Annotated in this window: 27 protein-coding genes; 13 read left to right on the forward strand and 14 right to left on the reverse strand. The window is 65.1% G+C overall.

The window, feature by feature from the left end; translation table 11 throughout:
- Positions 1-39: 39 nt before the first annotated feature.
- Positions 40-207: a 50S ribosomal protein L33 gene (gene rpmG, locus sphantq_RS10905; RefSeq protein WP_066599119.1), complete on the reverse strand. Its 168-nt coding sequence runs from the start codon at positions 205-207 to the stop codon at positions 40-42.
- Between the two features lie 200 nt (positions 208-407).
- Here rpmG and sphantq_RS10910 point away from each other — a divergent pair, with 200 nt between their 5' ends.
- The 3 genes from sphantq_RS10910 (at position 408) to sphantq_RS10920 (ending at position 1,918) form a co-directional block, all read left to right on the forward strand.
- A complete protein-coding gene (locus tag sphantq_RS10910; protein WP_066599122.1) occupies positions 408-737 on the forward strand; it encodes a hypothetical protein in 330 nt (109 codons plus the stop codon).
- Between the two features lie 12 nt (positions 738-749).
- Positions 750-1,316, forward strand: coding sequence for a TMEM165/GDT1 family protein (locus tag sphantq_RS10915; protein ID WP_272798506.1), 567 nt, complete (start codon positions 750-752; stop codon positions 1,314-1,316).
- 110 nt (positions 1,317-1,426) lie between these two features.
- A complete protein-coding gene (locus sphantq_RS10920) occupies positions 1,427-1,918 on the forward strand; it encodes a Dps family protein (RefSeq protein WP_066599127.1) in 492 nt (163 codons plus the stop codon).
- A gap of 81 nt (positions 1,919-1,999) precedes the next feature.
- On the opposite strand, the gene sphantq_RS10925 is transcribed toward sphantq_RS10920, so the two are convergent.
- The 7 genes from sphantq_RS10925 to sphantq_RS10955 all read right to left on the reverse strand — a co-directional run bounded on the left by sphantq_RS10925 (position 2,000) and on the right by sphantq_RS10955 (position 8,831).
- Positions 2,000-2,470, reverse strand: a complete 471-nt coding sequence (locus tag sphantq_RS10925; protein WP_272798507.1) for a GreA/GreB family elongation factor — start codon at positions 2,468-2,470, stop codon at positions 2,000-2,002.
- 96 nt (positions 2,471-2,566) lie between these two features.
- Positions 2,567-4,393 carry a cobaltochelatase subunit CobT gene (gene cobT / locus sphantq_RS10930; RefSeq protein ID WP_066599132.1) on the reverse strand — a complete coding sequence of 609 codons (1,827 nt, stop codon included), beginning with the start codon at positions 4,391-4,393 and terminating at the stop codon, positions 2,567-2,569.
- Positions 4,390-5,172: a tyrosine-protein phosphatase gene (locus sphantq_RS10935; RefSeq protein ID WP_066599138.1), complete on the reverse strand. Its 783-nt coding sequence runs from the start codon at positions 5,170-5,172 to the stop codon at positions 4,390-4,392. The genes cobT and sphantq_RS10935 overlap by 4 nt, the downstream gene beginning before the upstream one ends.
- Positions 5,169-5,603, reverse strand: a complete 435-nt coding sequence (locus tag sphantq_RS10940; RefSeq protein ID WP_272798508.1) for an OsmC family protein — start codon at positions 5,601-5,603, stop codon at positions 5,169-5,171. The genes sphantq_RS10935 and sphantq_RS10940 overlap by 4 nt, the downstream gene beginning before the upstream one ends.
- Positions 5,604-5,637: 34 nt before the next feature.
- Positions 5,638-6,645, reverse strand: a complete 1,008-nt coding sequence (gene cobS / locus sphantq_RS10945) for a cobaltochelatase subunit CobS (protein ID WP_066599142.1) — start codon at positions 6,643-6,645, stop codon at positions 5,638-5,640.
- A gap of 86 nt (positions 6,646-6,731) precedes the next feature.
- Positions 6,732-8,024 (reverse strand): Hsp70 family protein, encoded by a 1,293-nt coding sequence (locus sphantq_RS10950; protein WP_066604772.1) that lies wholly within the window; start codon positions 8,022-8,024, stop codon positions 6,732-6,734.
- 186 nt (positions 8,025-8,210) lie between these two features.
- Positions 8,211-8,831, reverse strand: a complete 621-nt coding sequence (locus sphantq_RS10955) for a J domain-containing protein (RefSeq protein ID WP_066599144.1) — start codon at positions 8,829-8,831, stop codon at positions 8,211-8,213.
- Positions 8,832-8,876: 45 nt separating this feature from the next.
- Between sphantq_RS10955 and sphantq_RS10960 the strand changes: the two genes are divergently transcribed.
- From sphantq_RS10960 to sphantq_RS10970, 3 genes are read left to right on the forward strand one after another with little or no spacing between them, the layout of a single operon-like run.
- The gene (locus sphantq_RS10960; protein WP_272798509.1) at positions 8,877-9,164 is read left to right on the forward strand and encodes a BolA family protein; all 288 of its coding nucleotides are present in this window, start codon (positions 8,877-8,879) and stop codon (positions 9,162-9,164) included.
- A 60-nt stretch (positions 9,165-9,224) separates the two neighbouring features.
- Positions 9,225-9,932, forward strand: coding sequence for a glutathione S-transferase (locus sphantq_RS10965; protein ID WP_066599149.1), 708 nt, complete (start codon positions 9,225-9,227; stop codon positions 9,930-9,932).
- Entirely contained in the window at positions 9,929-10,834 is a 906-nt protein-coding gene (locus sphantq_RS10970; protein ID WP_129926355.1) for a pirin family protein, read from the forward strand. The genes sphantq_RS10965 and sphantq_RS10970 overlap by 4 nt, the downstream gene beginning before the upstream one ends.
- 67 nt (positions 10,835-10,901) lie before the next feature.
- Here sphantq_RS10970 and sphantq_RS10975 read toward each other — a convergent pair whose 3' ends face one another.
- Positions 10,902-11,726 carry a zinc-ribbon domain-containing protein gene (locus tag sphantq_RS10975; RefSeq protein WP_066599155.1) on the reverse strand — a complete coding sequence of 275 codons (825 nt, stop codon included), beginning with the start codon at positions 11,724-11,726 and terminating at the stop codon, positions 10,902-10,904.
- Between the two features lie 169 nt (positions 11,727-11,895).
- On the opposite strand from sphantq_RS10975, the gene ftsE reads away from it, so the two are divergent.
- From ftsE to sphantq_RS10995, 4 genes are read left to right on the forward strand one after another with little or no spacing between them, the layout of a single operon-like run.
- Entirely contained in the window at positions 11,896-12,606 is a 711-nt protein-coding gene (gene ftsE, locus sphantq_RS10980; RefSeq protein ID WP_066599158.1) for a cell division ATP-binding protein FtsE, read from the forward strand.
- Positions 12,606-13,511 (forward strand): cell division protein FtsX, encoded by a 906-nt coding sequence (locus sphantq_RS10985; protein WP_129926353.1) that lies wholly within the window; start codon positions 12,606-12,608, stop codon positions 13,509-13,511. The genes ftsE and sphantq_RS10985 overlap by 1 nt, the downstream gene beginning before the upstream one ends.
- Positions 13,508-14,041, forward strand: coding sequence for a YdcF family protein (locus sphantq_RS10990; protein ID WP_066599163.1), 534 nt, complete (start codon positions 13,508-13,510; stop codon positions 14,039-14,041). Before sphantq_RS10985 ends, sphantq_RS10990 begins: the two co-directional genes overlap by 4 nt.
- Positions 14,042-14,050: 9 nt before the next feature.
- Positions 14,051-14,758 carry a lysophospholipid acyltransferase family protein gene (locus sphantq_RS10995; RefSeq protein WP_272798510.1) on the forward strand — a complete coding sequence of 236 codons (708 nt, stop codon included), beginning with the start codon at positions 14,051-14,053 and terminating at the stop codon, positions 14,756-14,758.
- On the opposite strand, the gene sphantq_RS11000 is transcribed toward sphantq_RS10995, so the two are convergent.
- The 3 genes from sphantq_RS11000 to sphantq_RS11010 all read right to left on the reverse strand — a co-directional run bounded on the left by sphantq_RS11000 (position 14,752) and on the right by sphantq_RS11010 (position 17,835).
- Complete coding sequence (locus sphantq_RS11000) at positions 14,752-15,657, reverse strand: prephenate/arogenate dehydrogenase family protein (RefSeq protein ID WP_066599168.1); 906 nt, start codon at positions 15,655-15,657, stop codon at positions 14,752-14,754. The genes sphantq_RS10995 and sphantq_RS11000 overlap by 7 nt on opposite strands.
- A gap of 4 nt (positions 15,658-15,661) precedes the next feature.
- Positions 15,662-16,783, reverse strand: coding sequence for a pyridoxal phosphate-dependent aminotransferase (locus tag sphantq_RS11005; RefSeq protein WP_129926352.1), 1,122 nt, complete (start codon positions 16,781-16,783; stop codon positions 15,662-15,664).
- Between the two features lie 221 nt (positions 16,784-17,004).
- Positions 17,005-17,835, reverse strand: a complete 831-nt coding sequence (locus tag sphantq_RS11010; RefSeq protein WP_272798511.1) for a 23S rRNA (adenine(2030)-N(6))-methyltransferase RlmJ — start codon at positions 17,833-17,835, stop codon at positions 17,005-17,007.
- A gap of 226 nt (positions 17,836-18,061) precedes the next feature.
- Here sphantq_RS11010 and metX point away from each other — a divergent pair, with 226 nt between their 5' ends.
- Positions 18,062-19,198 (forward strand): homoserine O-acetyltransferase MetX, encoded by a 1,137-nt coding sequence (gene metX, locus sphantq_RS11015; RefSeq protein ID WP_066604775.1) that lies wholly within the window; start codon positions 18,062-18,064, stop codon positions 19,196-19,198.
- On the forward strand, positions 19,195-19,788 hold the full coding sequence (metW, locus tag sphantq_RS11020) for a methionine biosynthesis protein MetW (protein ID WP_066599182.1): 594 nt from the start codon (positions 19,195-19,197) through the stop codon (positions 19,786-19,788). The genes metX and metW overlap by 4 nt, the downstream gene beginning before the upstream one ends.
- Before the next feature lies 1 nt (position 19,789).
- Here metW and sphantq_RS11025 read toward each other — a convergent pair whose 3' ends face one another.
- Together sphantq_RS11025 and sphantq_RS11030 are read right to left on the reverse strand one after the other, a co-directional pair.
- Positions 19,790-20,191 carry a PilZ domain-containing protein gene (locus sphantq_RS11025; protein WP_066599188.1) on the reverse strand — a complete coding sequence of 134 codons (402 nt, stop codon included), beginning with the start codon at positions 20,189-20,191 and terminating at the stop codon, positions 19,790-19,792.
- A gap of 216 nt (positions 20,192-20,407) precedes the next feature.
- A complete protein-coding gene (locus tag sphantq_RS11030) occupies positions 20,408-20,590 on the reverse strand; it encodes a DUF6880 family protein (protein ID WP_272798512.1) in 183 nt (60 codons plus the stop codon).
- A 301-nt stretch (positions 20,591-20,891) separates the two neighbouring features.
- Here sphantq_RS11030 and sphantq_RS11035 point away from each other — a divergent pair, with 301 nt between their 5' ends.
- Complete coding sequence (locus sphantq_RS11035; protein WP_272798513.1) at positions 20,892-22,757, forward strand: CRISPR-associated endonuclease Cas3''; 1,866 nt, start codon at positions 20,892-20,894, stop codon at positions 22,755-22,757.
- The last annotated feature ends 10 nt before the right edge of the window (positions 22,758-22,767 follow it).

The raw sequence follows: 22,767 nt of genomic DNA on the forward strand, positions 1-22,767 counted from the left end.
ACCGAAAGATCAAACGCGCGGGTCTGGACCCGCAGCGGCTTACTTGATCTTGGCTTCCTTGAACTCGACATGCTTGCGCACGACCGGGTCATACTTACGGAAGCTGAACTTCTCGGTCTTGGTGCGCGGGTTCTTCTTCGTGACGTAGAAGAAGCCAGTGTCAGCCGTGCTGACGAGACGAATCTTGACGGTTGCCGGCTTGGCCATGGCCCTATTCCCTGGTCGTAAGTGCGTAAAAAGATAAAGCGGCCAATGCAGACCGCTCCGTTTCAGCCGTGGCCCATGCGGTAGATTCGGATTCATGTCAAGGCTGGGCATCCTATCGCGCGCTCGATCTACGCACTTTACACGCCTTTAACCAATCGGGCGCATGATCGTTTGTGGGGCGATAAGACGGGGGCTTTCCCATGCGACATGATCCGATGCTGGCCATATTGGCGGACCTGATGCGCCGGGTCGACGGGCTGGCGAACCAGCGCGGCCATCTGTCGGCTCCGCGCCTGCACGACGAACTGGACCAGATTCGCCACATCGCCCGCGCCTTCCGCCTCGACACGGTCGAAGGATTGGCCGGTACGCTCGAATCGGCCCTGTCGCTGCATGGACTTGGCCCGATCATGCTGTCCTATCTCGACCTGATGCGCGATGCGATCGCGCAGGATATGCCCGCCGCTGACATCGTTCCGATAATCCCGCAGGCGATGCCGTCCGCCACCATCCACGCCCTGCGCGCCTGATTCGCGCCGCCGATGGACGCCCTGCTGATCGCCCTGCTCGGCTGCGTGCTCGGCGAAATCGGAGACAAGAGCCAGTTGCTCGTCCTGGCGCTCGCCACCCGCTATGATCGCAACGGCGCGGTCATCGCCGGGATTGTCGTCGCGGCCGCCGCCAACGCCATCATCTCCGCCTTTGCCGGCGCCTGGATCGGTCCGATGCTGGGCGCGGACGCCCGGCTGCTGTTCATGGCGTTGTCCGTCCTCTTCCTGGGCGCAGGCCTGTTCTGGCCGGCCTCCGCGCCCGATCCGCTTTCTGGCTGGCCGACTGGCGCTTTCCTGACCACCGCGCTCGGCCTCTTCATCCTGGGCTTTGGCGACGGCCCGCAATTTCTGATACTGGGCATCGCCACCCGCACGGCCGATCCGATGCTGGCCGGAATCGGCGGCGCACTCGGCGTCATCGCCGCGCTCGTCCCCGTCGTGCTGCTGCGCGCGCGCATCCTGGCGGCGCTGCCGCTGCGGGCGATCCGCTGGACCGGCGGCGCGCTGCTGCTGCTGGCCGGGGCCGGCATGGCGCTGTCAGCGACCGGCCTGCTCTGATCGACCGGCTCCATCACGCTGATCGGATATTCCCACCCGAAAAAATGGCACCATCTGGGCGCGCGTTCATTATATATCCGAAATCATTTTCGCGAACAGGAGGATAGTGCATGACCGCGCCCGATCTGAAGACCCCGACCGACCTCAAAAGCAACGCAACCAAGTCCGTCGCCGAAGCGCTCAACGGCGCATTGGCGGACAGCTACGCGCTGTATCTCAAGACTAAGAATTTCCACTGGCACGTCTCCGGCCCGCATTTTCGCGACTATCATCTGATGTTCGACGAGCAGGCGACCGAGATATTGGGCACGACCGACCTGATCGCCGAGCGCGTGCGCAAGACCGGCAACGTGACCCTGCGCTCGATCGGCGACATTGCCCGGCGCCAGACCGTCAAGGATAACGACGCCGAGTTCGTAGCCCCGGCGGACATGCTCAAGGAATTGCGCGACGACAATCTGGCGCTGGTCGAAACCTTCCGCGCGGTGAAGGCCGCCGCGACCGAAGCGGGCGACAACGCGACCGAAGGCATTGTCGACGACTGGACCGATCAGGCCGAACAGCGCGCCTGGTTCCTGTTCGAAGCGGCCCGCGGGGCGTGATTCGTCTTTGAACCAAAACAAAAAGCCCGCCGGCGCAAAACGGCGGGTTTTTTTGACCGTAGGAAACGGGTCGAGTGAAGATCAGTCCTCGCCAATCACCGTAATCGCCACTATCTCGACCGCTTCGGCCTTTCCTGCAAAATCGACCTTCTCGCCGACCTCCGCCTCCATCATCGCGCGGGCAAGCGGGGAAGAGAAGCTGATCCGCCCTTCATGCGGATCGGCTTCGTCATCGCCGACGATGGCCACAGTCTTGTTCTGTCCGTTCAACCGATAGCGCACCCGCGTCCCGAACGCGACCGCATCGCCATCGGGCGCCGCCTGCAATTCCGCCGTCGCCAGCCGCGTGCGCCAATAGCGCAGCACCCGCTTATGTTTCTTGCCGGCCTCTTCTTCCATGGCGCCGCTGTCGACGCTCTCCAGCGCCTGCACCTTCTCCCGCGTCAGTCGCAGCCCCCGCGCCGTAACCCAATTGGGACCGGTCGGCAGCGGCAGCTCGAACTTGGGCTCCATATGCTCGTCATCGCTCTCGCGACGAAAGGCCACGCTCATGCAAACTCTCCAAACACAAATAGGCCTGCGAAGGCGGAAGCCCGGTCCCAATGCATGAGACTGGGCTCCTGCCTCGGCAGGCCTATGATTTTCTCGTCAATCTTCGTCGAATAATCCGGCGAGCTGCTCCACCATGGTTCCACCCAATTGCTCGGCGTCCATGATCGTCACCGCGCGACGATAATAGCGGGTCACGTCATGACCGATGCCGATCGCGACCAATTGCACCGGCGATCGGTTCTCGATCCAGTCGATCACCTGCCGCAAATGCCGCTCCAGATAGGTGCCGCTGTTCACCGACAGGGTCGAATCGTCCACCGGCGCGCCGTCGGAGATCACCATCAGGATGCGCCGCTCTTCGGGCCGCGCGATCAGCCGGCTGTGCGCCCATAGCAGCGCCTCGCCGTCGATATTCTCCTTCAGCAGCCCTTCACGCATCATCAGGCCCAGATTCTTGCGCGCCCGCCGCCATGGATCGTCGGCCTTCTTGTAGACGATATGGCGCAGGTCATTGAGTCGCCCCGGCATCGGAGGACGCCCGGCGGCCAGCCATTCCTCGCGGCTCTGCCCGCCCTTCCACGCCCGCGTGGTGAAGCCCAATATCTCGGTCTTGACCCCGCACCGCTCCAGCGTGCGCGCCATGATGTCGGCGCTGATCGCCGCGATGCTGATCGGCCGGCCACGCATCGATCCGCTATTGTCGATCAACAGCGTGACGACGGTGTCGCGAAACTCGGTGTCGCGCTCGATCTTGTAGGACAGCGAATGGGTGGGATCGATCACGATCCGCGCCAGCCGCGCCGCGTCCAGCATCCCCTCTTCCTGGTCGAAATCCCACGACCGCGACTGCTGCGCCATCAAACGGCGCTGCAAGCGGTTGGCCAGCTTCGTCACAGCGCCCTGCAAACTGACCAGTTGCTGGTCCAGGAAGCCGCGCAGCCGCAACAGCTCGTCCTCGTCGCACAGCTCTTCGGGGCTGACGACCTCGTCGAACCTCAGCGTATAGGCCTTATAATCGAAACCGGGCGGCAGGTCGGACAGCGGCCGGTTGGGGCGGACCGGCATCATGCCTTCTTCGCCCATATCGTCCGCGCCTGCATCGCTGTCGGCGTCGAACTCGTCGCTATAGTCTGTGTCGCCCTCTTCGGTGTCGCCGCCCTGGTCCTCGGCGCGCGCCTCGGCGTTCATGTCGCTGTCGCCCGACTCGTCCTGGCCGCTATCGCCTTCTTCCTGCTGCTCTTCCTGCTCGTCGCTCTCTTCCTGCGATTCAGGCTCCTCCGTGTCGGGCGGCACATCGGCGTCGATCAGTTGCAGATGCTCCAGCATCGCCGTCGTCAGCCGTTGGAAGGCGCGCTGGTCGTCGATCGCCAGGCCCAGCGCGTCGAGATCGGCGCCCGCCCTGTCCTCGATCCACTGGTCGACCATGGCGACGCCGGCCGCAACGTCCCTGGGGATCGCCTGGCCCGTCAGCCGCTCACGCACCTTCAGCGCCAGCGCGGTCGAGAGCGGCACCTCGTCAGCGGATCGCGCCCGGCGGATCGCGTCGGACTTCAGCCGCAGGTCGAGCGCATGGTTGAGGTTGGCGCGCACCCCCGCCATCGACCGCGAACCGATCGCCTCGACCCGCGCCTGCTCGACCGCGTCGAAAACCGCGCGCGCGACGGCTTCTCCGGGCGCTGAGTGGGCGTGCACCTTGGCATTATGATGACGCAGCTTGAGCGCGGAGGCGTCGGCGAAACCGCGCGCCAGCGCCACCTGATCGGCGGGCAATGCGCGACTGGGCGTCGGCACCTTGATCGCCTTGCCCGCGGCGTGGGGCGTGTCGGCGGTGAACCCGACCTCCACTTCCGCGTCGCGCGTCATCGCCCGCGCCGCGCCGGACAGCACATCCTTGAAGGCGTCGAGGGGAGAGCGTTCCGTCATGCTTCCAGCAGCGCATCGCACAAGGACGCGCGGGCGGCCGCATCGATGCCCAGCACGTCGCGCAGATAACCATCGATACCGCCATGCATAGCGTCGAACTGCGCGAACAACGCCTCCAGATAGGCCGCGTCGGCGATCAGCAACGGTTCCACCACATCGGCCCTGACCTGCTGCAGCTTGCTCAGATGATTCTCGCCCTGCGCCAGCCGCCACGCCCAGTCGGCATGGCTGTTGGTCAGCAGATAATCCTCGACGATGTCGTCCCGCGCCACGCCCAGCGCCGCCAGAATCATCGCCGCGCCTGCCCCGGTGCGGTCCTTGCCGGCCGAACAGTTGATCAGGATGGGCAGCCGCCCGCCCAACATCTGCGCGAACATGGCGCGATAGGCTTCGGCATGGTCGGTCGCGATCTCATGATAGACATTCAGCATCGCCGCCCGCATGTCCGCGGCGGTCGTCCGATCCTCGCGTACCAGGTCCATCAACACGCCGGTCGCGCCGCTATAATCGCGGCAATAATAATCGACGTCGGCATCATGCCAACTGGTCGGTTCCGACCTGCGTTCGCCGGGACGGCGGAAATCACAGATGGCCCGGATGCCCAGCGACTGCAATTGCGCGCTGTCCTCCGGCGTCAGCAGCGCCATCGTGCCCGACCGGTAGAGCATACCGCGCCGCACCCGCCGGCCGTGCTGCGTCGGATAGCCGCCGAAATCGCGCAGGTTGAACGCGCTCGCCAGCGGCAATCCGCGCCGCTCCATCATCGCCCCGCCGCTCATGGCCGTTCCGCCTCGCCGACGCGCGGCACCGCGATCGTTTCGATCTGCGTCTCAACCTCGCTCATCAGCTTGTGGACCGGACATTTAGCGGCAACCGCGATCAGTCTGTCATGCTGCTCATCGCTCATCGGCCCCGTCACCGCGATGCGGGTGGTCAGCTTGTACATGCCTTTGCGCTCCTGGCTCGCGTCGCGGACGACGCCGACATGGATGTCCTCCACCGGAATGGCGTTGCGCTGCGCATACCAGAGCATCGTCATCGCCTTGCACGCGCCCAGCGCCGCATCATACAGGTCATGCGGGTCCGGCCCGGCGTCATCGCCATCGGGCGCGGACATGTCCGCGACGATCTCATGCCCCCGGATGCTGATCCGGTGTGTCGTGCCGTCCCCAATGCCACCTGCTGGGTCGATCCGTTCGACGACGATCATGGGAAACTCCCGCCTTTAAGGCCGGCGCGAACGGTCAGTTCGCCCGGCTCGCCACGCTTTCCGGCAGATCCTTGCCGAACACGCGCTGATAATATTCGGCGACCAGCGCCCGCTCGGCTTCATCGCATTTGTTGAGGAAGCTCAGGCGGAAGGCGAAGCCGACATTCTTGAAGATCAGCGCATTCTGCGCCCAGCTTATCACGGTGCGTGGCGACATGACGGTCGAAATATCGCCGTTGATGAAGCCCTGCCGCGTCAGTTCGGCGACCTTGATCATGTTTTCGACTTCCTTGCGGCCGCCCTCATGATCATATTCGCCCGACTTGGCGAGGACCACCTGCGCCTCGGTCGCGGCGGGCAGATAATTCAGCGCCACGACCAGATTCCAGCGGTCCATCTGGCCCTGATTGATCTGCTGCGTGCCATGATACAGGCCGGTCGTATCGCCCAGGCCCACCGTATTGGCGGTCGCGAACAGGCGGAAATGCGGGTTCGGGCGGATCACGCGATTCTGGTCCAGCAGGGTCATCTTGCCATCCGTCTCCAGCACGCGCTGGATCACGAACATCACGTCGGGGCGCCCCGCATCATATTCGTCGAACACCAGAGCGACGGGGCGCTGCAACGCCCAGGGCAGCAAGCCTTCCTTGAACTGCGTCACCTGCTGTCCGTCCTGCAACACGATCGCGTCGCGCCCGACCAGGTCGATGCGGCTGATATGCGCGTCCAGGTTGATGCGGATGCACGGCCATTTCAGGCGGGCGGCGATCTGTTCGATATGGCTCGACTTGCCGGTGCCATGATAGCCCTGCACCATCACGCGCCGGTTGAACGCAAAGCCCGCCAGGATCGCCAGCGTGGTGTCCGGGTCGAACACATAGGCGGGGTCCAGGTCCGGCACGCGCTCGTCGGCCTGGCTGAACGCCGGGATCTTCATATCGACGTCGATGCCGAACACGTCGCGCGCATCCACTTCGCGGTCGGGCGCGTCCAGCAGCGTTTCGGCGCGGGTGTCAGGCTGGACGTTGGAAATATCGGTCATCGGGTCATCATCTTCCTGCGAGTCATCTCCGCCCTAAACGATCCATGAAGGCGATGTCGAGAGAGTGGCGGCAAGGCGCGCCCGGATCAAGCTGCCCATTCCGCCAAATTGGCTTCCGCGCCGATCAGCGCCAGCCCATGGGCGATGGAGGTCAGTTCGCCTCCGGTCGCCAGCCTGTCCTGCCCGAAACGCGCGCGGAAAATATCGCGGATCGCCGGAATGAGCGACGATCCGCCGGTCAGAAACACCCGGTCGATAATATCAGGCGCGACATTCGCCTTGGCCAGCGCCTTGTCCACAGTTTCCTCGATCCGGGCGATGTCGGGCGCGATCCAGCGTTCGAAATCGGCGCGCGTAACCGCCTGCTCGATCTCCAGCCCGCCGCCCGAAAAGCGGAAGGTGGCGCTTTCGCTCTCGGACAATGCGCGTTTCAGCGCGCCGACCGCATCATAGAGCGGATAGCCCAACTCCTTCTCGATCACGGTCATCATCCGCCCGATCGCCACCGGCTCCTTCGCCGTCTTCTGCAACCGCGCCAGTTCGTCCATCGTGCGCCGGTTGCGCATCAGGGCGAGGCGCGACCAGTCGGCGAAATCGGCGAAATAGCTGCGCGGTATCTCCAATTCCTTGCCGAAACTCTGATAACTGCCGCCCTTGCCCAGCATCGGCAGCACCAGATGGTCGAGGATGCGATAGTCGAACCGGTCGCCCGCCAGCCCGATGCCGGTCGATCCCAGCGGTACGCAGCGGCGCGCCGCACCCGGCGCCTCGACCCGGACCAACGAAAAGTCGCTGGTGCCCCCGCCGAAATCGGCGACCAGGATCGTCGCCGCCCCGGTGAGACGGCTGGCATAGCTGAACGCCGCGCCCAGCGGCTCATAGACATAATGTATTTCCGTGCCGAACCCGGAAAACATCGCGTCGTAGCGCTTGCGCGCCAGCGCCTCGTCGGGGCGCGATCCGGCATATTCGACCGGCCGCCCGACGACGATCCGTTCGGGACGCTTGTCGAGTGCGCCGCCGGCATGGCCGATCATCCGATTGAGGAACATCTGCCCCAGTTCCTCGAAACGAAACCGCTTTTCGAACACATTGGCGGTTTCGAAGATCGGGCTGGCGGCCACCGACTTGAACGATTGGAGGAAGCGGCTGTCTTCGGGATATTGCATATATTCCGCGATCGCCCACGGCCCTGCCTCATGCGCCATGCCGCCCTTGACCGCCTCGTCATGCCAGAAACAGAGCGCTGACCTGAACACCGCGCCGGTCGCTTCCGTCCCGGCAAATTCGACCAGTCGCGACTCCCCGCCGTCCGCCAGCGCGGCGACGCTGTTGGTCGTGCCGAAATCGAGGCCCAGCGCGCGCGGCACCTGCTGCATGAACATCTCCGGTTTTTTGAAAGGCCGCGCGCTATGACAGCCCAATCGGACTGGGGCAAGGCTGCGCTGTGCTACATCACGCGGCTCTGGTATAAAGGTGAACGGCGCTTGCTTTGGTCCACCCTCCTCGCAGTCAGATTTCCTATCATGTTACGATAATGTCAAAACATGTGGAAAAGTGCGAAGTTAAGCGAAAACCGAAGCCTTCTTCAAATGCCCATAGGCTTCTATCACGCTTTGCAGCGCGCTTTCGTGGGTGCGGTCGCCGCCATTATGGTCGGGATGATAGCGGCGCAGCAATTGCGTGTAGCGGGTGCGCAGCGCCTTGCGATCGGCGTCGATCTCCAGCCCCATCAGCGATAGCGCCTTGCGATCCTCGACCGACAGGAATTTGCCGTCCTGTCGCACCTGTGCGTCGGCTCGCGCCTTGGCCATGCGCTCTTTGAACTTCGCCCCGATCGCATCGAGCGGATCGACGAAATCGGCCCATTTGGGCGAGGGACTATGCGCATTGGCGGAAAAGGCGCGCGTCTCCCGTTCCCACCCGGCATAGGGGCGCTGCGCCGCGGCGATCTCGTCGGGGGTCATGCCGGTGAAGAAATTATAGCCTTGGTTGAACGCCTTGACATGATCCAGGCAGAACCAGCGCCAGCGCGGTCCTTCCTCGCCCGGTCGCGCGCTCCCTTCCGCCGGTGGCGCGCGGAATTCGCCCGGTTCGGGGCATCCTGGCGCGGCGCAGGGGCGGTCGCCTTCCACCCGGCCATGAAAACGGTTGAAACGACGTGTCGAGAAAGGATCGGTAGACAAGGAAGTCCTGATGCAAGTGGCGGCAAAGCAGCCTATATAGGGGATATGACTACCGACCTCAAAGGCCCCGTTGCCATAGAAATCGAGGCGCGGCTGCGCGCCGCCCTGTCGCCGGACCATCTCGCCGTCATCGACGACAGCGAAAAACATCGCGGCCATGCCGGCCATGACGGATCGGGGGAAAGCCATTTCACGGTGGAGATCGTGTCGGATCGCTTCGCCGGCCAGACCCGCGTCGCACGCCAGCGACTGGTCAACGCCGCACTCGCCGACCTGCTGGCGGAAAAGGTCCACGCCCTAGCCATCAAGGCGCGCGCGCCCGAAGATGCATGAGACTTTAGGTCGCGCCGCGGCGTTCTCCCTGCTTCGTGCAAGCAAGGAGCGCCGTCCGTCATGGCCTATGATTTCTGGTACTGGCCCACTATCCCCGGCCGAGGCGAGTTCGTCCGCCTGACGCTGGAAGCTTGTGGCATCCCCTATCGCGACCGCGCGCGGGAGGAGGGTGCCGACGCGCTGATCACCGACATGGCGGGTCATGCGCGCGGCCCCGCCTTCGCGCCGCCCTATCTTGGCGTTGATGGGTCCACCATCGCCCAGACCGCCAACATCCTGTTCTACTTGTCCGAACGGCATGAATGCGGCCCGTCCGGTATGAAAAGCCGCTATTGGCTTTCTCAGCTTCAACTTACCATCATGGACTTTGTGGCGGAAGCGCATGATGTCCATCACCCGATCGGCGTCGATATCTATTATGAGGATCAGAAGCCGGAATCGCTGCGCCGCGCGCATGGCTTTCGCGGACAGCGCATCCCCAAATTTTTCGACTATTTCGAACATGCCCTGAAATCTGAAGCCGGCCACTGGCTGGCGGGCGCGCGGTGGAGCTACGCCGACCTGTCGCTGTTCCATCTGGTCGCAGGCTTGCGCTATGCTTTTCCCCTGCGCATGGCGACGCTGATGCCCGGCTATCCAGAACTCGGCGCGCTGCACGACAGGGTTGTGGCGCTGCCCGAATTGCAGGACTATCTATCCAGCGACCGGCGGTTGCCCTTCAGCCAGGAGGATGTCTTCCGCCATTATCCCGAACTGGACGCCCCATGACCGCAGACGATCTCATCCTCCAGACGATCACCCCCACCAGTCACAATCTGGGCGATTTCCGGGTGCATCGCTCCCTCCCGGTCAAGGGCCGCACCATGGTCGGTCCCTTCATCTTCTTCGACCAGGCAGGACCGGCGAAGATCGGCGCGGGCCATGGCGTGGACGTCCGCCCGCACCCGCATATCAACCTCGCCACTGTCACCTATATGTATGAGGGCGCCTTCCTCCACCGCGATTCGCTCGGCACCGAGCAGTTGATCGAAGCGGGGGCGGTCAATCTGATGACTGCGGGCAAGGGCATCGTCCATTCGGAGCGTTCGCCCGATGCGGACCGGGCCAAGGAATCGAAGCTGTCCGCGATCCAGACCTGGCTCGCCTTGCCCGACCGTTATGAGGAGATGGACCCGGCGTTCGAGCATGTGGGCGAGGGCGGGATGCCCGTGATCGATGACGGCCATGTCCGCGCGCGCGTCATCATGGGATCGCTCTGGGGCGAAACGTCGCCGGTCACGACCTATGCCCAGACCATCTATGCCGATATCCAGCTATCGCCGGGCGGCCGCATCGCCATCGATCCGTCCGCCGACGAGCGCGCCATTTACGTCTCTGGCGGCGACGCCATGCTCGACGGCCTGATGCTCGTGCCGCAGACGCTCTACGTCCTGCGGCCCGGCGCGTCGGCGACCCTGATGAGCGTCGATGGCGGCCGGGTGGTGCTATGCGGCGGCGAAGCTTTCACCTCGCCCCGCCATGTCTGGTGGAATTTCGTGTCGTCCAGCCAGGACCGGCTGATGCAGGCGCGCGAAGATTGGGAAGCGATGCGCTTCCCACTCATCCCCGGCGACGACCAGGAATTTATTCCCATTCCGCAGGGCCGCCCGAAAACGGTCAGCTATCCCTGAACAGCAAAGGGGCGGGCCGGCCCCGTTCGTTTCGAGCGACGTCGAGAAACTTTCGCGCTACATGGCCTTACTGAACAAAGGTCAGCGACAGATTTTCGGCATTTTTGGGAATATCGATCCGACTTTCATTGATCGACGCTTCTTCGCCGGGCTTCAGCCGGCTCTTGTCCGCCTTGGTGGTCCAGCTGAACACCAGTCGATTCTGCCGGTCGCGTAATTGCACCAGCACCGGCGGCACCGGCAGCGCCTGCGCGCCGCTGTTCACGATCCGCGCGCCGAAGGCGAAATATTCTTCTCCGGTCGGCAGCTTGCGCCGTTCGGCGGGCTTGGACAGGTAGAAGAGCAGGTCCGGGTCGCCTTCTTCGCCGGCAAGTCCCATCGACACCATCCAGGCGGGCGGTCCGAAATAGACGAACGCCCCGCCCGCCGCCGCGACGACCAGACAAAAGCCTATGGCGGCATAGGTCCACAGCTTGAGCGGATTGCGCCGCGCCTTGAAAGGCGGCGCAGGGATGAAGCGGCTCTCCTCGACCGGATCGGCCGGCGCGCCGGCATAGATGTCGTCGAACCGATTGTCCGCCGGAGCCGCGATCGGCGGCGCTTCTTCCGCCGCGGGCGCGTCCTCTGCCGTGGCAGGCGCAACCGCCGCCATGTCGGGATCGGGGACTGGGAACGGTGTCGCATCGACAGGCGGTGGCGGTGAAGGGGCCGGCGCTGGCGCGACAACGGGCGCGGCGATCGGCACAGGCGGGGTATCCCGCTCCGGCAGGGCCGCCGATTCCTGGAACCAGCTATGTTTGCACGCGGCGCACCGGACCTGGCGGCCGCTCGTACCGACCGCACTGTCCGGCACGACATAGCGCGTCGCGCAATTGGGGCACACCAGGATCATGATGCTTCATAGGCATGGCAGGGACTCGCGCGCAAGCGGTCAACGACGGCCGGTGCAAATCGACCGCGACTCGCGGCGATATGCGGCGTGGGCTTTACGGCGGGCGGGCCGCTGTGCCATGGCTGACGCTTCGATACGTAGGGAGCGCGACGGCGCGAAATTTCAAGACATGTCGGCCATCGTCCAGTTCGAAAATGTCGGCCTGCGCTATGGTCTGGACAGCGAGACGCTTTCCGACGTCAGTTTCTCGCTTGCCGGCGGCGGCTTCTATTTTCTGACCGGCGCATCGGGCGCGGGAAAGACTTCGCTGCTCAAATTGCTTTACCTCGCCCAGCGGCCCAGCCGCGGCGTCATCCGCCTGTTCGGCGAAGATGTGGTCACGCTGCCGCGCAAACGCCTGCCCGGCTTTCGCCGCCGCATCGGCGTAGTGTTCCAGGATTTTCGCCTCGTCCCCCATCTGTCCGCCTATGACAATATCGCCCTGCCGCTGCGGGTGTCGGGGATGGAAGAAGGGGAGATCGACGCCCCCGTGGTGGAGATGCTGAACTGGGTCGGGCTGGGCGATCGTGGCCAGGCGCGCCCCGCCACCCTGTCGGGCGGGGAGCAGCAGCGCGTCGCCATCGCCCGCGCAGTGATCGGCCGCCCGGAGATACTGGTCGCGGACGAACCGACCGGCAACGTCGATGCCGACATGGCGCGTCGCCTCATGACCCTGTTCGAAGCGCTCAATCGCCTTGGCACCACCATCGTCGTCGCCACCCATGACCTGCCGCTGATCGCGCAGGTGTCGGGCGCACAGATGATGCGGCTCGACAAGGGGCGGCTTGCCGACCCGACGGGCACGCTCCGCTATCCGCCCAATTCGCAAGGCCGCGCCTGATGGCCACCCGTGTCGATCGCCGGGCCGCCGCGGCCGCGCGCCATCGCTTGTTACCCGGCGGCCGACTGGCGGGACCGATGCCCTGGATCATCGCGATCATGATGTTTCTGACCGTGCTCGCCGCGGCCGCCGCCCTTGGCCTGGGCGCCGCTGTCCGGTCGATGAGCGCCGACCTTGCCGGCCGCGCCAGCGTGCAGGTGGTGGAGGCGGACGGGCAGGCGCGCGACCTGCTCGCCGCCCGCACCTTGCGGGCGTTGCGCGGGGCTGATGGCGTCCGCGCCGCCGATCCGGTCGATCCGGCCAAGCTGGCCGATCAGTTGCGCCCCTGGCTCGGCGACGCGGCGAGCAGCGGCGACCTGCCGGTGCCGGCGCTGATCGACGTCATGCTGACCCCCGGCGATGCCGACGCCAAGCTAGATCGGCTGCGCCGACTGCTCGGCGGCCTGTCGCCCAAGCTGCGGATCGAACCCCATGCCGCCTTCCTCCTGCCGCTCGCCGGACTGCTGACGGCGCTTGGCTGGCTCGCCGCCGGGATCGTCTTGCTGATGATCCTGGCGACCGGCGCGGTGGTGGTGCTGGCGGCGCGGGGCGCGCATGACAGCCATCGCGGCACGATCGACGTGCTGCACCTGATGGGGTCGACCGACGTGCAGATCGCCCGCCTGTTCCAGCGCCGCATCGGCCTCGACGCGCTGATGGGCGGGGCGCTCGGTTTTTCCTTCGCCGCGCTGGTCATCCTGCTGATCGGCCTGCGGCTGTCGGCGACTGGATCGGACGTCGTCGGCGCGGTCAGTCTCGACCCGCGGGGCTGGCTGCTGCTGGCGGCGCTGCCGATTTTCGGCGTCATATTGGCGACTCTCACGGCGCGCTGGACCGTGCTGCGCGCGCTGGGCCGGGCGCTGTGATCGTCCGCTTCCTGGCGGTCGCGCTGCTGGCCTGGATGCTGGGCTTCGTCTGGTTCGCGGTTCTTTTGCCCCAGCCGCTCGATGGCCGCCGGACCGACGCCATCGTCGTGCTGACCGGCGGCGCGGGCCGCATCGATCGCGGCATCGCGCTGTTGCAGGGCGGCGCGGCCCAGCGGATGCTGATCTCCGGTGTCGACCGATCCGTCCGCCCGGTCGAACTGGCGGCGGAATATAGGACGCCCGAAGCGCTGTTCAGCTGCTGCATCACGCTGGGCCGCGAGGCGATCGACACCCGCTCCAACGGTCTGGAAACCGCGCGCTGGCTGAAACGGCGCGATTACAAGACCGTGCGTCTCATCACCACCGACTGGCATATGCGCCGCGCCGCGCTGGAACTGCGCCAGGCGTTGCCGGAGGGCAAAGTCTCGATCGTCTATGACGCCGTGCCCAGCCGCCCCAGCCTTTCCATTTTGGCGCGCGAATATAATAAATATCTCCTCCGTCGCATCGCCGCGTTGATCGGCATCTGAAAGACATCCATGCTGACCGCGCTGCGCTCTCTCCTTTTCATGCTGGCTTTCTACGTCGGCAGCCTGTTCTTCGTGCTGGCGGCGATGGCGCTGGGGTCTCTCACGCCGAACATGGTGCAGCGGATCGCGGCGGGCTGGAGTCGCTACCACCGCTGGTGCGCGCGCTGGCTGTTGGGCCAGATGGTGCGGGTGGAAGGAAATCTGCCGCGCGGCCCTTATCTCTATATCATCAAGCATGAATCGATGTTCGAGACGATCGACGTGCTGTGCCTGCTTGATAGCCCCGCGGTTGGCGCCAAACGGGAATTGTTCGACATTCCGCTCTGGGGCCGGATCGCGCGATTATACGGTTTGATTCCTGTCGAACGGGCGGCTGGGGCGAGCGCACTGCGCGTCCTTCGGGCGGCGGCGAAAGACCGGATCGCGCAGGGGCGGCCGATCTGCCTCTTTCCCGAAGGCACCCGCGTCCCCCATGGCGAAGCGCCGCCGCTGCGGGCTGGATTTGCAGGCCTTTACAGCCTGCTCGGCCTGCCGGTCGTGCCGATCGCCATCGACAGCGGGCGGGTGTCGCCGCGCGGCAAATTCCTCAAACGATCGGGCGTCATCACCTATAAGGTGGGGCAGATCGTGCCCATCGGCCTCGATCGCAGGGAGGCCGAGCGGCAGGTCCATGCCGCGATCAACGCGCTGAACCCGCCGTCCGCCCTGGATCAGTGAGAGCGGCCGAAGTCGGGCTTGGCGTCGTCCTGGCCCTGTTCGATGATCGACCGGCGGATCGCGCGGGTGCGGGTGAAGAGATTGAACAGCGCGTCGCCGTCATTCCAGCGGATCGCCCGCTGCAAGGCTGACAAATCCTCCGAAAAGCGCTGGAGCATTTCCAGCACCGCATCCTTGTTCGCCAGGAACACGTCGCGCCACATGGTCGGATCGGACGCCGCGATCCGGGTGAAGTCGCGGAAACCGCCGGCCGAATATTTGATGACTTCCGACTGGGTGACATTTTCCAGGTCGCTGGCGGTGCCGACGATGGTGTAGGCGATCAGATGGGGCAGATGGCTGGTCACCGCCAGCACCAGATCGTGATGCGCCGGGTCCATCGTCTCGACGTCCGCGCCGACCCGCCGCCACAGCTCGGATATCCGCTCCACCGCCGCCGGATCGGCATCGGCGGGCGGGGTGACGATGCACCAGCGGCCCTTGAACAGGGTGGCGAAGCCGGCCTCCGGGCCGCTATTTTCGGTGCCTGCAACCGGATGGGCCGGGATGATCGTCCGCCCCGGCAAGGCAGCGTTCAACTGCGTCAGGACGTCGGCTTTGCAGGAGCCGACGTCGCTGATGATCGCGTCGGTGGGCAGGTCATCGGCGATCTCCGCCGCCGCCGCGCCCATGGCGCGGACCGGCACGCACAAAACGACCAGATCGGCGTCCGTCACCGAAGCGCCCGCCGTATCGGTCACATCGTCGCACAGGTCGATCCGCCGGGCGATGTCCCGCACCGCCGGGTCGGCGTCATGGCCGGTGACGCGCACGGTCGGCATGTCCGCCCGGATCGCGCGGGCGAGCGAGGAGCCGATCAGCCCCAGGCCGATGATCGTGACGCGGGCGAAGGGCAGCATCGCGTCAGGCCGCTTCCGCCATGGCGCGCAGCTTGGCCGCGACGGCGCGGGTCTGCGCCTTGGTGCCGATGGTGATGCGCAGGCCGTTGGGCAGGCCCTGTCCGGGCAGCCAGCGGGTGGCATAGCCTTCGTCCCACAGCCCCTTCATCGCCGCTTCGGCGGTCAGCTTGCCGTCGAACAGGATGAGGAGGAAGTTGGTCTTGCTGGGCACGACGCGCAGGCCGTGGTTGGACAAGGATGCGACCTCGCCCGCCAGCCATTCGCGCCAGCGGGCGGTGTGGGTCCGGCTGAAGGCGACCCATTCGGCGTCGTTGATCGCGGCGACGGCAGCGGCCTGGCCGGCGGTCGTGACGTTGAACGGCGCGCGGATGCGGTGGAGGATGTCGATCACGTCCGCACTGGCATAGCCCCAGCCGATCCGTTCGGCCGCCAGGCCGTGGATTTTGGAGAAGGTGCGGGTGACGAAGATATTGGACGCGGTCCTGGCCAGTTCGAGGCCGCCATCATCCTCTTCCGCGTCCAGATATTCGGCATAGGCCTGGTCGAGGACGAACAGGATATCGGGCCGCAGCCCGGCGTGGAGGCGGGCGATCTCTTCGCGGCTGGTCATGGTGCCGGTCGGATTATTGGGGTTGGCGAGGAAGACCACCCTGGTCTTGTCCGTCACCGCGGCGAGCAGCGCATCGACGTCGGTGGCGTAATCCTTGTCCGGCGCGATCACCGGGGTCGCGCCGACGCGCCGCGCGGCTATGTCGTAGACGGCAAAGCCATAGCGGACATAGAGAATCTCGTCGCCCGGCCCGGCATAGGCGGAGGCGGCGATATGGAGCAGTTCGTCGGAGCCGGTGCCGTAGATGATCCGTTCGGGATCAAGCCCATGGACCGCACCGATCGCCTCGCGCAGGCTCGTCGCGCCCGGATCGGGATAGGTGGCGAGGTCGGCGGTGGCGGCGACGAGGGCGGCGCGCGCGGCGGCGCCAGTGCCCAGCGGATTTTCATTGGCCGACAGCTTGATCAGCGGGCGGCCGTCATCGGTGGCGGACTTGCCCGGCACATAGGCGGAGATGCCGAGAATCCAGTCCTTGGGCGCAGGTTTAGCAGCGGGGTTCGCAAGTGTGTCTGTCATGGTGCGCGGCTTTAGCGGCTTCCGCGCCAAAGGCAAAGTGGCAGGCCATGGTGCTTTTTTGGCGCGACGGCCGAAGTTCACACCGTCGTCGGGCTTTTCCGGCGAAAAGCTATCGCGAAGCCTCTGCGAAGCTTCGCCCAAGTCACGCCAGGGTAACGAATGGGTCACACCAGCGCGCCTGTTGCGCGCCTGTTGCGCGTCTGTGAACTTTCTCGACGCCCTCAATCCCCCAACCAACCGGATAGTATCTCGCCCTTATGCCCGTCGGGCGCCAGCGCCGCGCGCAAAGCGTCCAGCAGCGGCGGCAGCGCCTGCGTGAAGGCGTAGGGCGGGTTGACGATAAAAAGGCCCGCGCCGTTATAAATGCCGGGTTGCTCGCTATCATATAGCCAATGCTCCACCACCAGCAATTTCGGGATGCCGAGCTTGCGCAACTGCTGCTTCCACTTCCAATGCGTGGCGTGGTCTTTCAGCGGAAACCAGAGCACCGTCACGCCATGCGCCCATTTGCGGTGAGCGGCAGCGAGGGTGGCGGTGATGCGCGCGCGTTCGTCCGTCTGCTCATAGGGCGGGTCGACCACCACCACGCCGCGCGCGGTGCGGGGCGGCACCATAGCCAGCCACAGTTCGTAGGCGTCGCGTTCATGCACCGCCGCGCTGGCGCCCCGCATCACGCCGCGCAGGGTGTAAGCGTCTTCCGGGTGCTTCTCGTTGAGGATCAGGACATCCTGCGGGCGCAAAAGCTGCGCCAGAAGCCGCGGCGAGCCGGGGTAAAGCCGCGGTTCGTTCCCCAGATTCACCGCCTGCACGGCGGCGCGATAGTCGTCCAGCAAGGGATTCGGGTCGGCAAAGGCCCGCAGCACGCCCTGCGTAGCCTCGCCAGTGCGTTGGGCTTGGTCGCCGCCAAGGTCGTACAGTCCGCAGCCGGCATGGGTGTCGATCAGCGTGAGCGCGCCCGGCTTGTGCTGCAAGGCCCGCACCAAGGCGATCAGGAGGCTGTGCTTGACGACATCGGCGCTATTGCCGGCATGGAAGGAATGGCGATAATTCATTGTGATTCAGATCCTGACGCCCTGCCTTTACGAGCTACTGGGCCTTCTGCAAAGCGAAGCGATGGCAGCGCCGATATGGGCCGGAAGCGGACCTGGGATGGCCATTCCAGCTTGCCCCATAGCCGTGTCTCTCAGGCAGCGACAGAAGGAGGCGAGCCGTCAGATGCTATACGTTTTACCGCTCCGATTGACAGGGCGCGGTCGCGGTCCTAGCGCCGCTCAGATCATGGCCAGCGTTCCCATCAGCGAAGACAGCCGGTTCGGCCTGCGGCGGCAGGCCCGCCTGACCACCCCGTTGAACCTGTCCAGCGGCGCGCGGCTGGGGCCGGTCGACATCGCCTATGAAACCTATGGCGCGATGAACACGGACAAGTCCAACGTCATCCTGATCTGCCATGCGCTGACCGGCGATCAATATGTGGCGTCCGACCATCCCGTTACGGGGAAGCCCGGCTGGTGGTGGCGGCTGGTGGGGGCGGGCAAGCCGGTCGATCCGGCCCGTCATTTCATCATCTGTTCCAACGTCATCGGCAGTTGTATGGGATCGAGCGGCCCGGCCAGCATCGATCCGGCGACGGGCGACCCCCACGCCATGCGATTCCCGGTGCTGACCATCGCCGACATGGTGCGGGCGCAGGCGGCGTTGCTCGACCATCTGGGGGTGGAGCGGCTGAGCGCGGTGATCGGCGGTTCTATGGGCGGGATGCAGGCGCTGACCTGGCCCACGCTGTTCCCCGACCGGGTCGAAAGCTGCATAGTGATCGCCTCGACCGCGCGGCACAGTGCGCAGAATATCGCCTTTCACGAGGTCGGGCGGCAGGCGATCATGGCCGATCCGCACTGGCGCGGCGGCGACTATTATGCCGATGGGCAGGTGCCGAGCGCCGGGCTGGCGGTCGCGCGCATGGCGGCGCACATCACTTACCTGTCCGAAGCAGGGCTGACCGAGAAATTCGGGCGGCGCTTGCAGGGGCGCGACACGAAGACATTCGGGTTCGACGCCGATTTCCAGGTAGAAAGCTATTTGCGGCATCAGGGGCTGAGCTTCGTCGATCGGTTCGACGCCAACTCCTATCTCTACATCACGCGCGCGATGGATTATTATGATATTGCCGACGATCATGGCGGGTCGCTGGCCAAGGCGTTCACCGCCAGCAAGGCGCGCTTCTGCCTCGTCAGTTTCGATACCGACTGGCTCTATCCCACCACCGAATCGCGGATCATCGTCCATGCGCTCAATGCGTCGGGGGCGCAGGCCAGTTTCGTCGAACTCTCCAGTCCGTTCGGGCATGATGCCTTCCTGCTGGAATGTCCCGAACTCAACCGGGTGGTGGACGGGTTCCTGAAGGGCGGCCGGGCATGAGCGAGGCGTTGCGGCCGGACCTGGCCCTGATCGCGCGCACCGTGCGGCGGGGCGCGCGGCTGCTGGACGTGGGCTGCGGCGACGGCGCGCTGATGGCGGCGCTGCGCGACAATGCCCAAGTCGATGCGCGCGGGTTGGAGATTGACGGGTCCAACGTCGCGGCGGCGGTGGGGCGCGGCCTGTCGGTGGTGCAGGGCGATGCCGACACCGACCTTGGCTATTATCCCGACGCCAGCTTCGACTATGCGATATTGAGCCAGACGCTGCAGACGACGCGGCGACCTGACCTGGTGGTGGAGGAATTGCTGCGCATCGGCCGTCAGGCGTTCGTTTCCTTCCCCAATTTCGCGCATTGGCGCGGTCGGATTTCGCTGCTCTGGGGCGGGCGGATGCCAGTGACGCGGCTGTTGCCCGACACCTGGTATGATACGCTCAACATCCATCATGTGACGGTCGACGATTTCCGCGCGCTGGTGAAGGAGCGGGGCTGGACCATCGATGGCCAATGGTTCCTGAAGGGCGACAGGGAAACCACCCACGCCAACGCCAACCTGTTCGCCGAACATGCGGTGTTTTTGTTGCGCAAATAACTTAACGGCCGGCTTCCGTCAGACGCAGGCCGAAGGAGGCTGTTCGGCCGCGCGGCGTATGGCGCTGAAAATGCGTCAGTCCCGACGTGAGGGCGGCGGCGTAGACCGGGCGGTCGGGCGATTTGCGCCCGCTGGCCTTGAGCACCGCATCGACGTCCACCGGCTTGTCGAAGGCCACGCCGAAATGGCGGTCCGCGGTCCATACCACCCGGCCCGGCATCTCCGTTTCGCCGCGTGTGACGACGATTCGGGCGCCGACGCCCGGCGATTTGCCCTGAATGCGCGCGCCCCCCACCGAGATGTCCCGGATGCGCACGACCTGTGTCGCGGAAAGCGGTTCGCCCAGATTGAGATGCGCGTCGATGAAGACGTTGGCGCGCTTGGCGCGCGGGGGCAGGTCCATGGTCCTTCTCGCATGATGTTCACCATGGGAAAGAGTCCCCAACATGGCCAGTGGTTGCAGGGCGCGCGCCGATCCGGGCCGCCGATGCGACGGACGGCGTATTTGTGGGCGTTGCGGACAGGTTTCCTTTTCCACGGCGGCGCGCGACGCTTTTCGACAAGCGCGAACCGAACGCGGATGGGCAAGCGTGATGACCGACCGAACATCTTCCTCCGCCTATGTTGGCGTCGCCAAGGCGATCAACCGCGCCATCAACTCGAACGCGCGCGCCGGATCGGTCGGCGCGACATGATCGACAATCGCGCGCCTTTGCATATGGATGTCATGGGCCAGCGGTTTGATCTTGCGCCAGTCGACAAAGGCCTTGGCCTTGTCGATGGTCACAAGCCGTTTGCGCACCGGCTCCGCGACATCCTCACCGCCGCCAGACGCGCAGCGCCGAGCGCTTCCAAGTTGGCAAGGGTGAGTGTTTTGGGTGAGGGCATGGCCGGATATTTCGGTGTCAGGGGCGGGTCGTCAGGGGGGGGCCATCGTTGGCCATCGCCATGGCAGTAACCAAGTCTGCTTGAGCGGACTCAACGAACGGCGACTGGGGTGAGGGCCGGATAGGCTTGGCGCCGTCAATGCTAACATACTCGGTGGACTTGTGCCCTCTTTGCACCCCTGCCAGCGTCCGATCTCTCAAAAAGGGCGTTGCGTCATGAAACGATTCGCACATTCCGTGGACGGGCAACCCGAAGAGACATGGGAACCGCTGTCCCATCATCTCGCGGCAGTGGGGAAAAGCGCCGCATCCTTTGCGGACCTGTTCGGCGCATCGCCGATCGCGCTGGCGATGGGGCTTTTGCACGACATCGGCAAGCAGTCTGAGCCTTATCAGCATTACATCCGCCGACCGCGTAACGCCGGCGGGCCGAAGGGGCCGGATCACAGCACGGCGGGAGCCAAGGAAGCAGTGACCGCCTATGGCAAATATCTCGGTACGCTGATGGCATTTGGCATCGCGGGCCATCATGGCGGCCTGATGGATGGATCGGGGCATGAGGGCAGCACCTTGCCCACACGCCTCGTCAAGACCATCGAGCATTATCAAGGCTGGGCGGACCATGTTACGGGCCTGCCCGCGATGGAGGCCATGAAACCCGCTATTATGGGCCTGAAACCCAATGCCGTGGACCGGGCCTTCACCACCACCTTTCTGACGCGAATGCTCTTTTCCTGCTTGGTCGATGCCGATTTTCTGGAAACGGAAGCCTTTTACGCGCAGTCTCTTGGCGAAAATCGCCCCATGCGCGGGGGCATCCTCACTCCTCAGCATCGCGCGCTTGTCCAAGCCTATATGGCGCGACACCGCCGCGACGACACGCCGGTCAACCGACTGCGATCGGACATTCTGGACCATGCCAACGGCAAAGCCGCCCTGCCGCCGGGCCTCTTCACCCTCACGGTTCCGACCGGCGGCGGCAAGACGCTGACCTCGCTCAGCTTTGCGATGGAACATGCCGCCGCGCATGACCTGCGGCGGATCATCTATGTGATTCCGTTTACCTCGATCATCGAACAGACCGCGCAGATATTCCGCGAGCATGTCGAACTGGGCGATGCCGTGCTGGAGCATCATGCCAGCTTTGATTGGGACCAGCGCCGCCCCGTATCCGGCGCGGATGAGGAGGAGGAAGGCGCGCAAGGCCTCGCCAAACTACGCCGCGACGCCGAGAATTGGGACGCGCCGATCGTCGTGACCACCGCGGTCCAGTTCTTCGAAAGCCTGTTCGCCGCACGCACCAGCCAGGCGCGCAAGCTGCATAACCTGGCCAAGAGCGTCATCATATTGGACGAGGCGCAGTCGATGCCCGTGCACCTGCTGCGCCCCTGCATGGCCGCGATCGACGAGCTGGCGCGCAATTATGGCGCCACCGTGATCCTGTGCACCGCGACCCAACCCGCGCTGCGCGTGCAGGACGAAGCCTTGCCGCAAACCGATGCGATGAAGAAGGCGGGGCAGTGGGAAGGCCTCGACATCCCGGAGGATCGCGAACTCGCGCCCAATCCTCAGGCGCTCTATGACCAGCTCAAGCGGGTCGATGTCGAATGGCGGCGCGAACCCGTCAGCGACGCGGACATCGCCGCCCGCTTTGCCAAGCAGCCCCAGATGCTGTGCATCGTCAACAGCCGCGCCCATGCCCGCGACCTGTTCGACGCGATCCGGGGGCAGGAGGGGGCGGTCCACCTCACGACCCTGATGTGCGCGAAGCATCGCCGGGACGTTCTGGAAAAACTGCGCGGCGATCTGGCGATGGGAAAGCCGGTACGGCTTATCGCCACCAGCCTGATCGAGGCGGGGGTGGACATCAGCTTCCCCGAAGTGTGGCGCGCGGCGGCGGGCCTGTCGAGCATCGCGCACGGAGGCGTGGATCGAAACGACCACGAGTCGCGTGATGCTAGTAGCCGCAACGGTCGCCTCATCGGCCATAGCGACGGACGGGACGCCCAAAGCAAGACAGGACCTCACGACGAGGGGGAGGCGGGCGGAGGCGAGTTGCATGAGATATATATGCTCCTCTGATTCTGTTGAT

The organism is Sphingobium sp. AntQ-1 (assembly GCF_028538045.1).
Classification (GTDB): domain Bacteria; phylum Pseudomonadota; class Alphaproteobacteria; order Sphingomonadales; family Sphingomonadaceae; genus Sphingobium; species Sphingobium cupriresistens.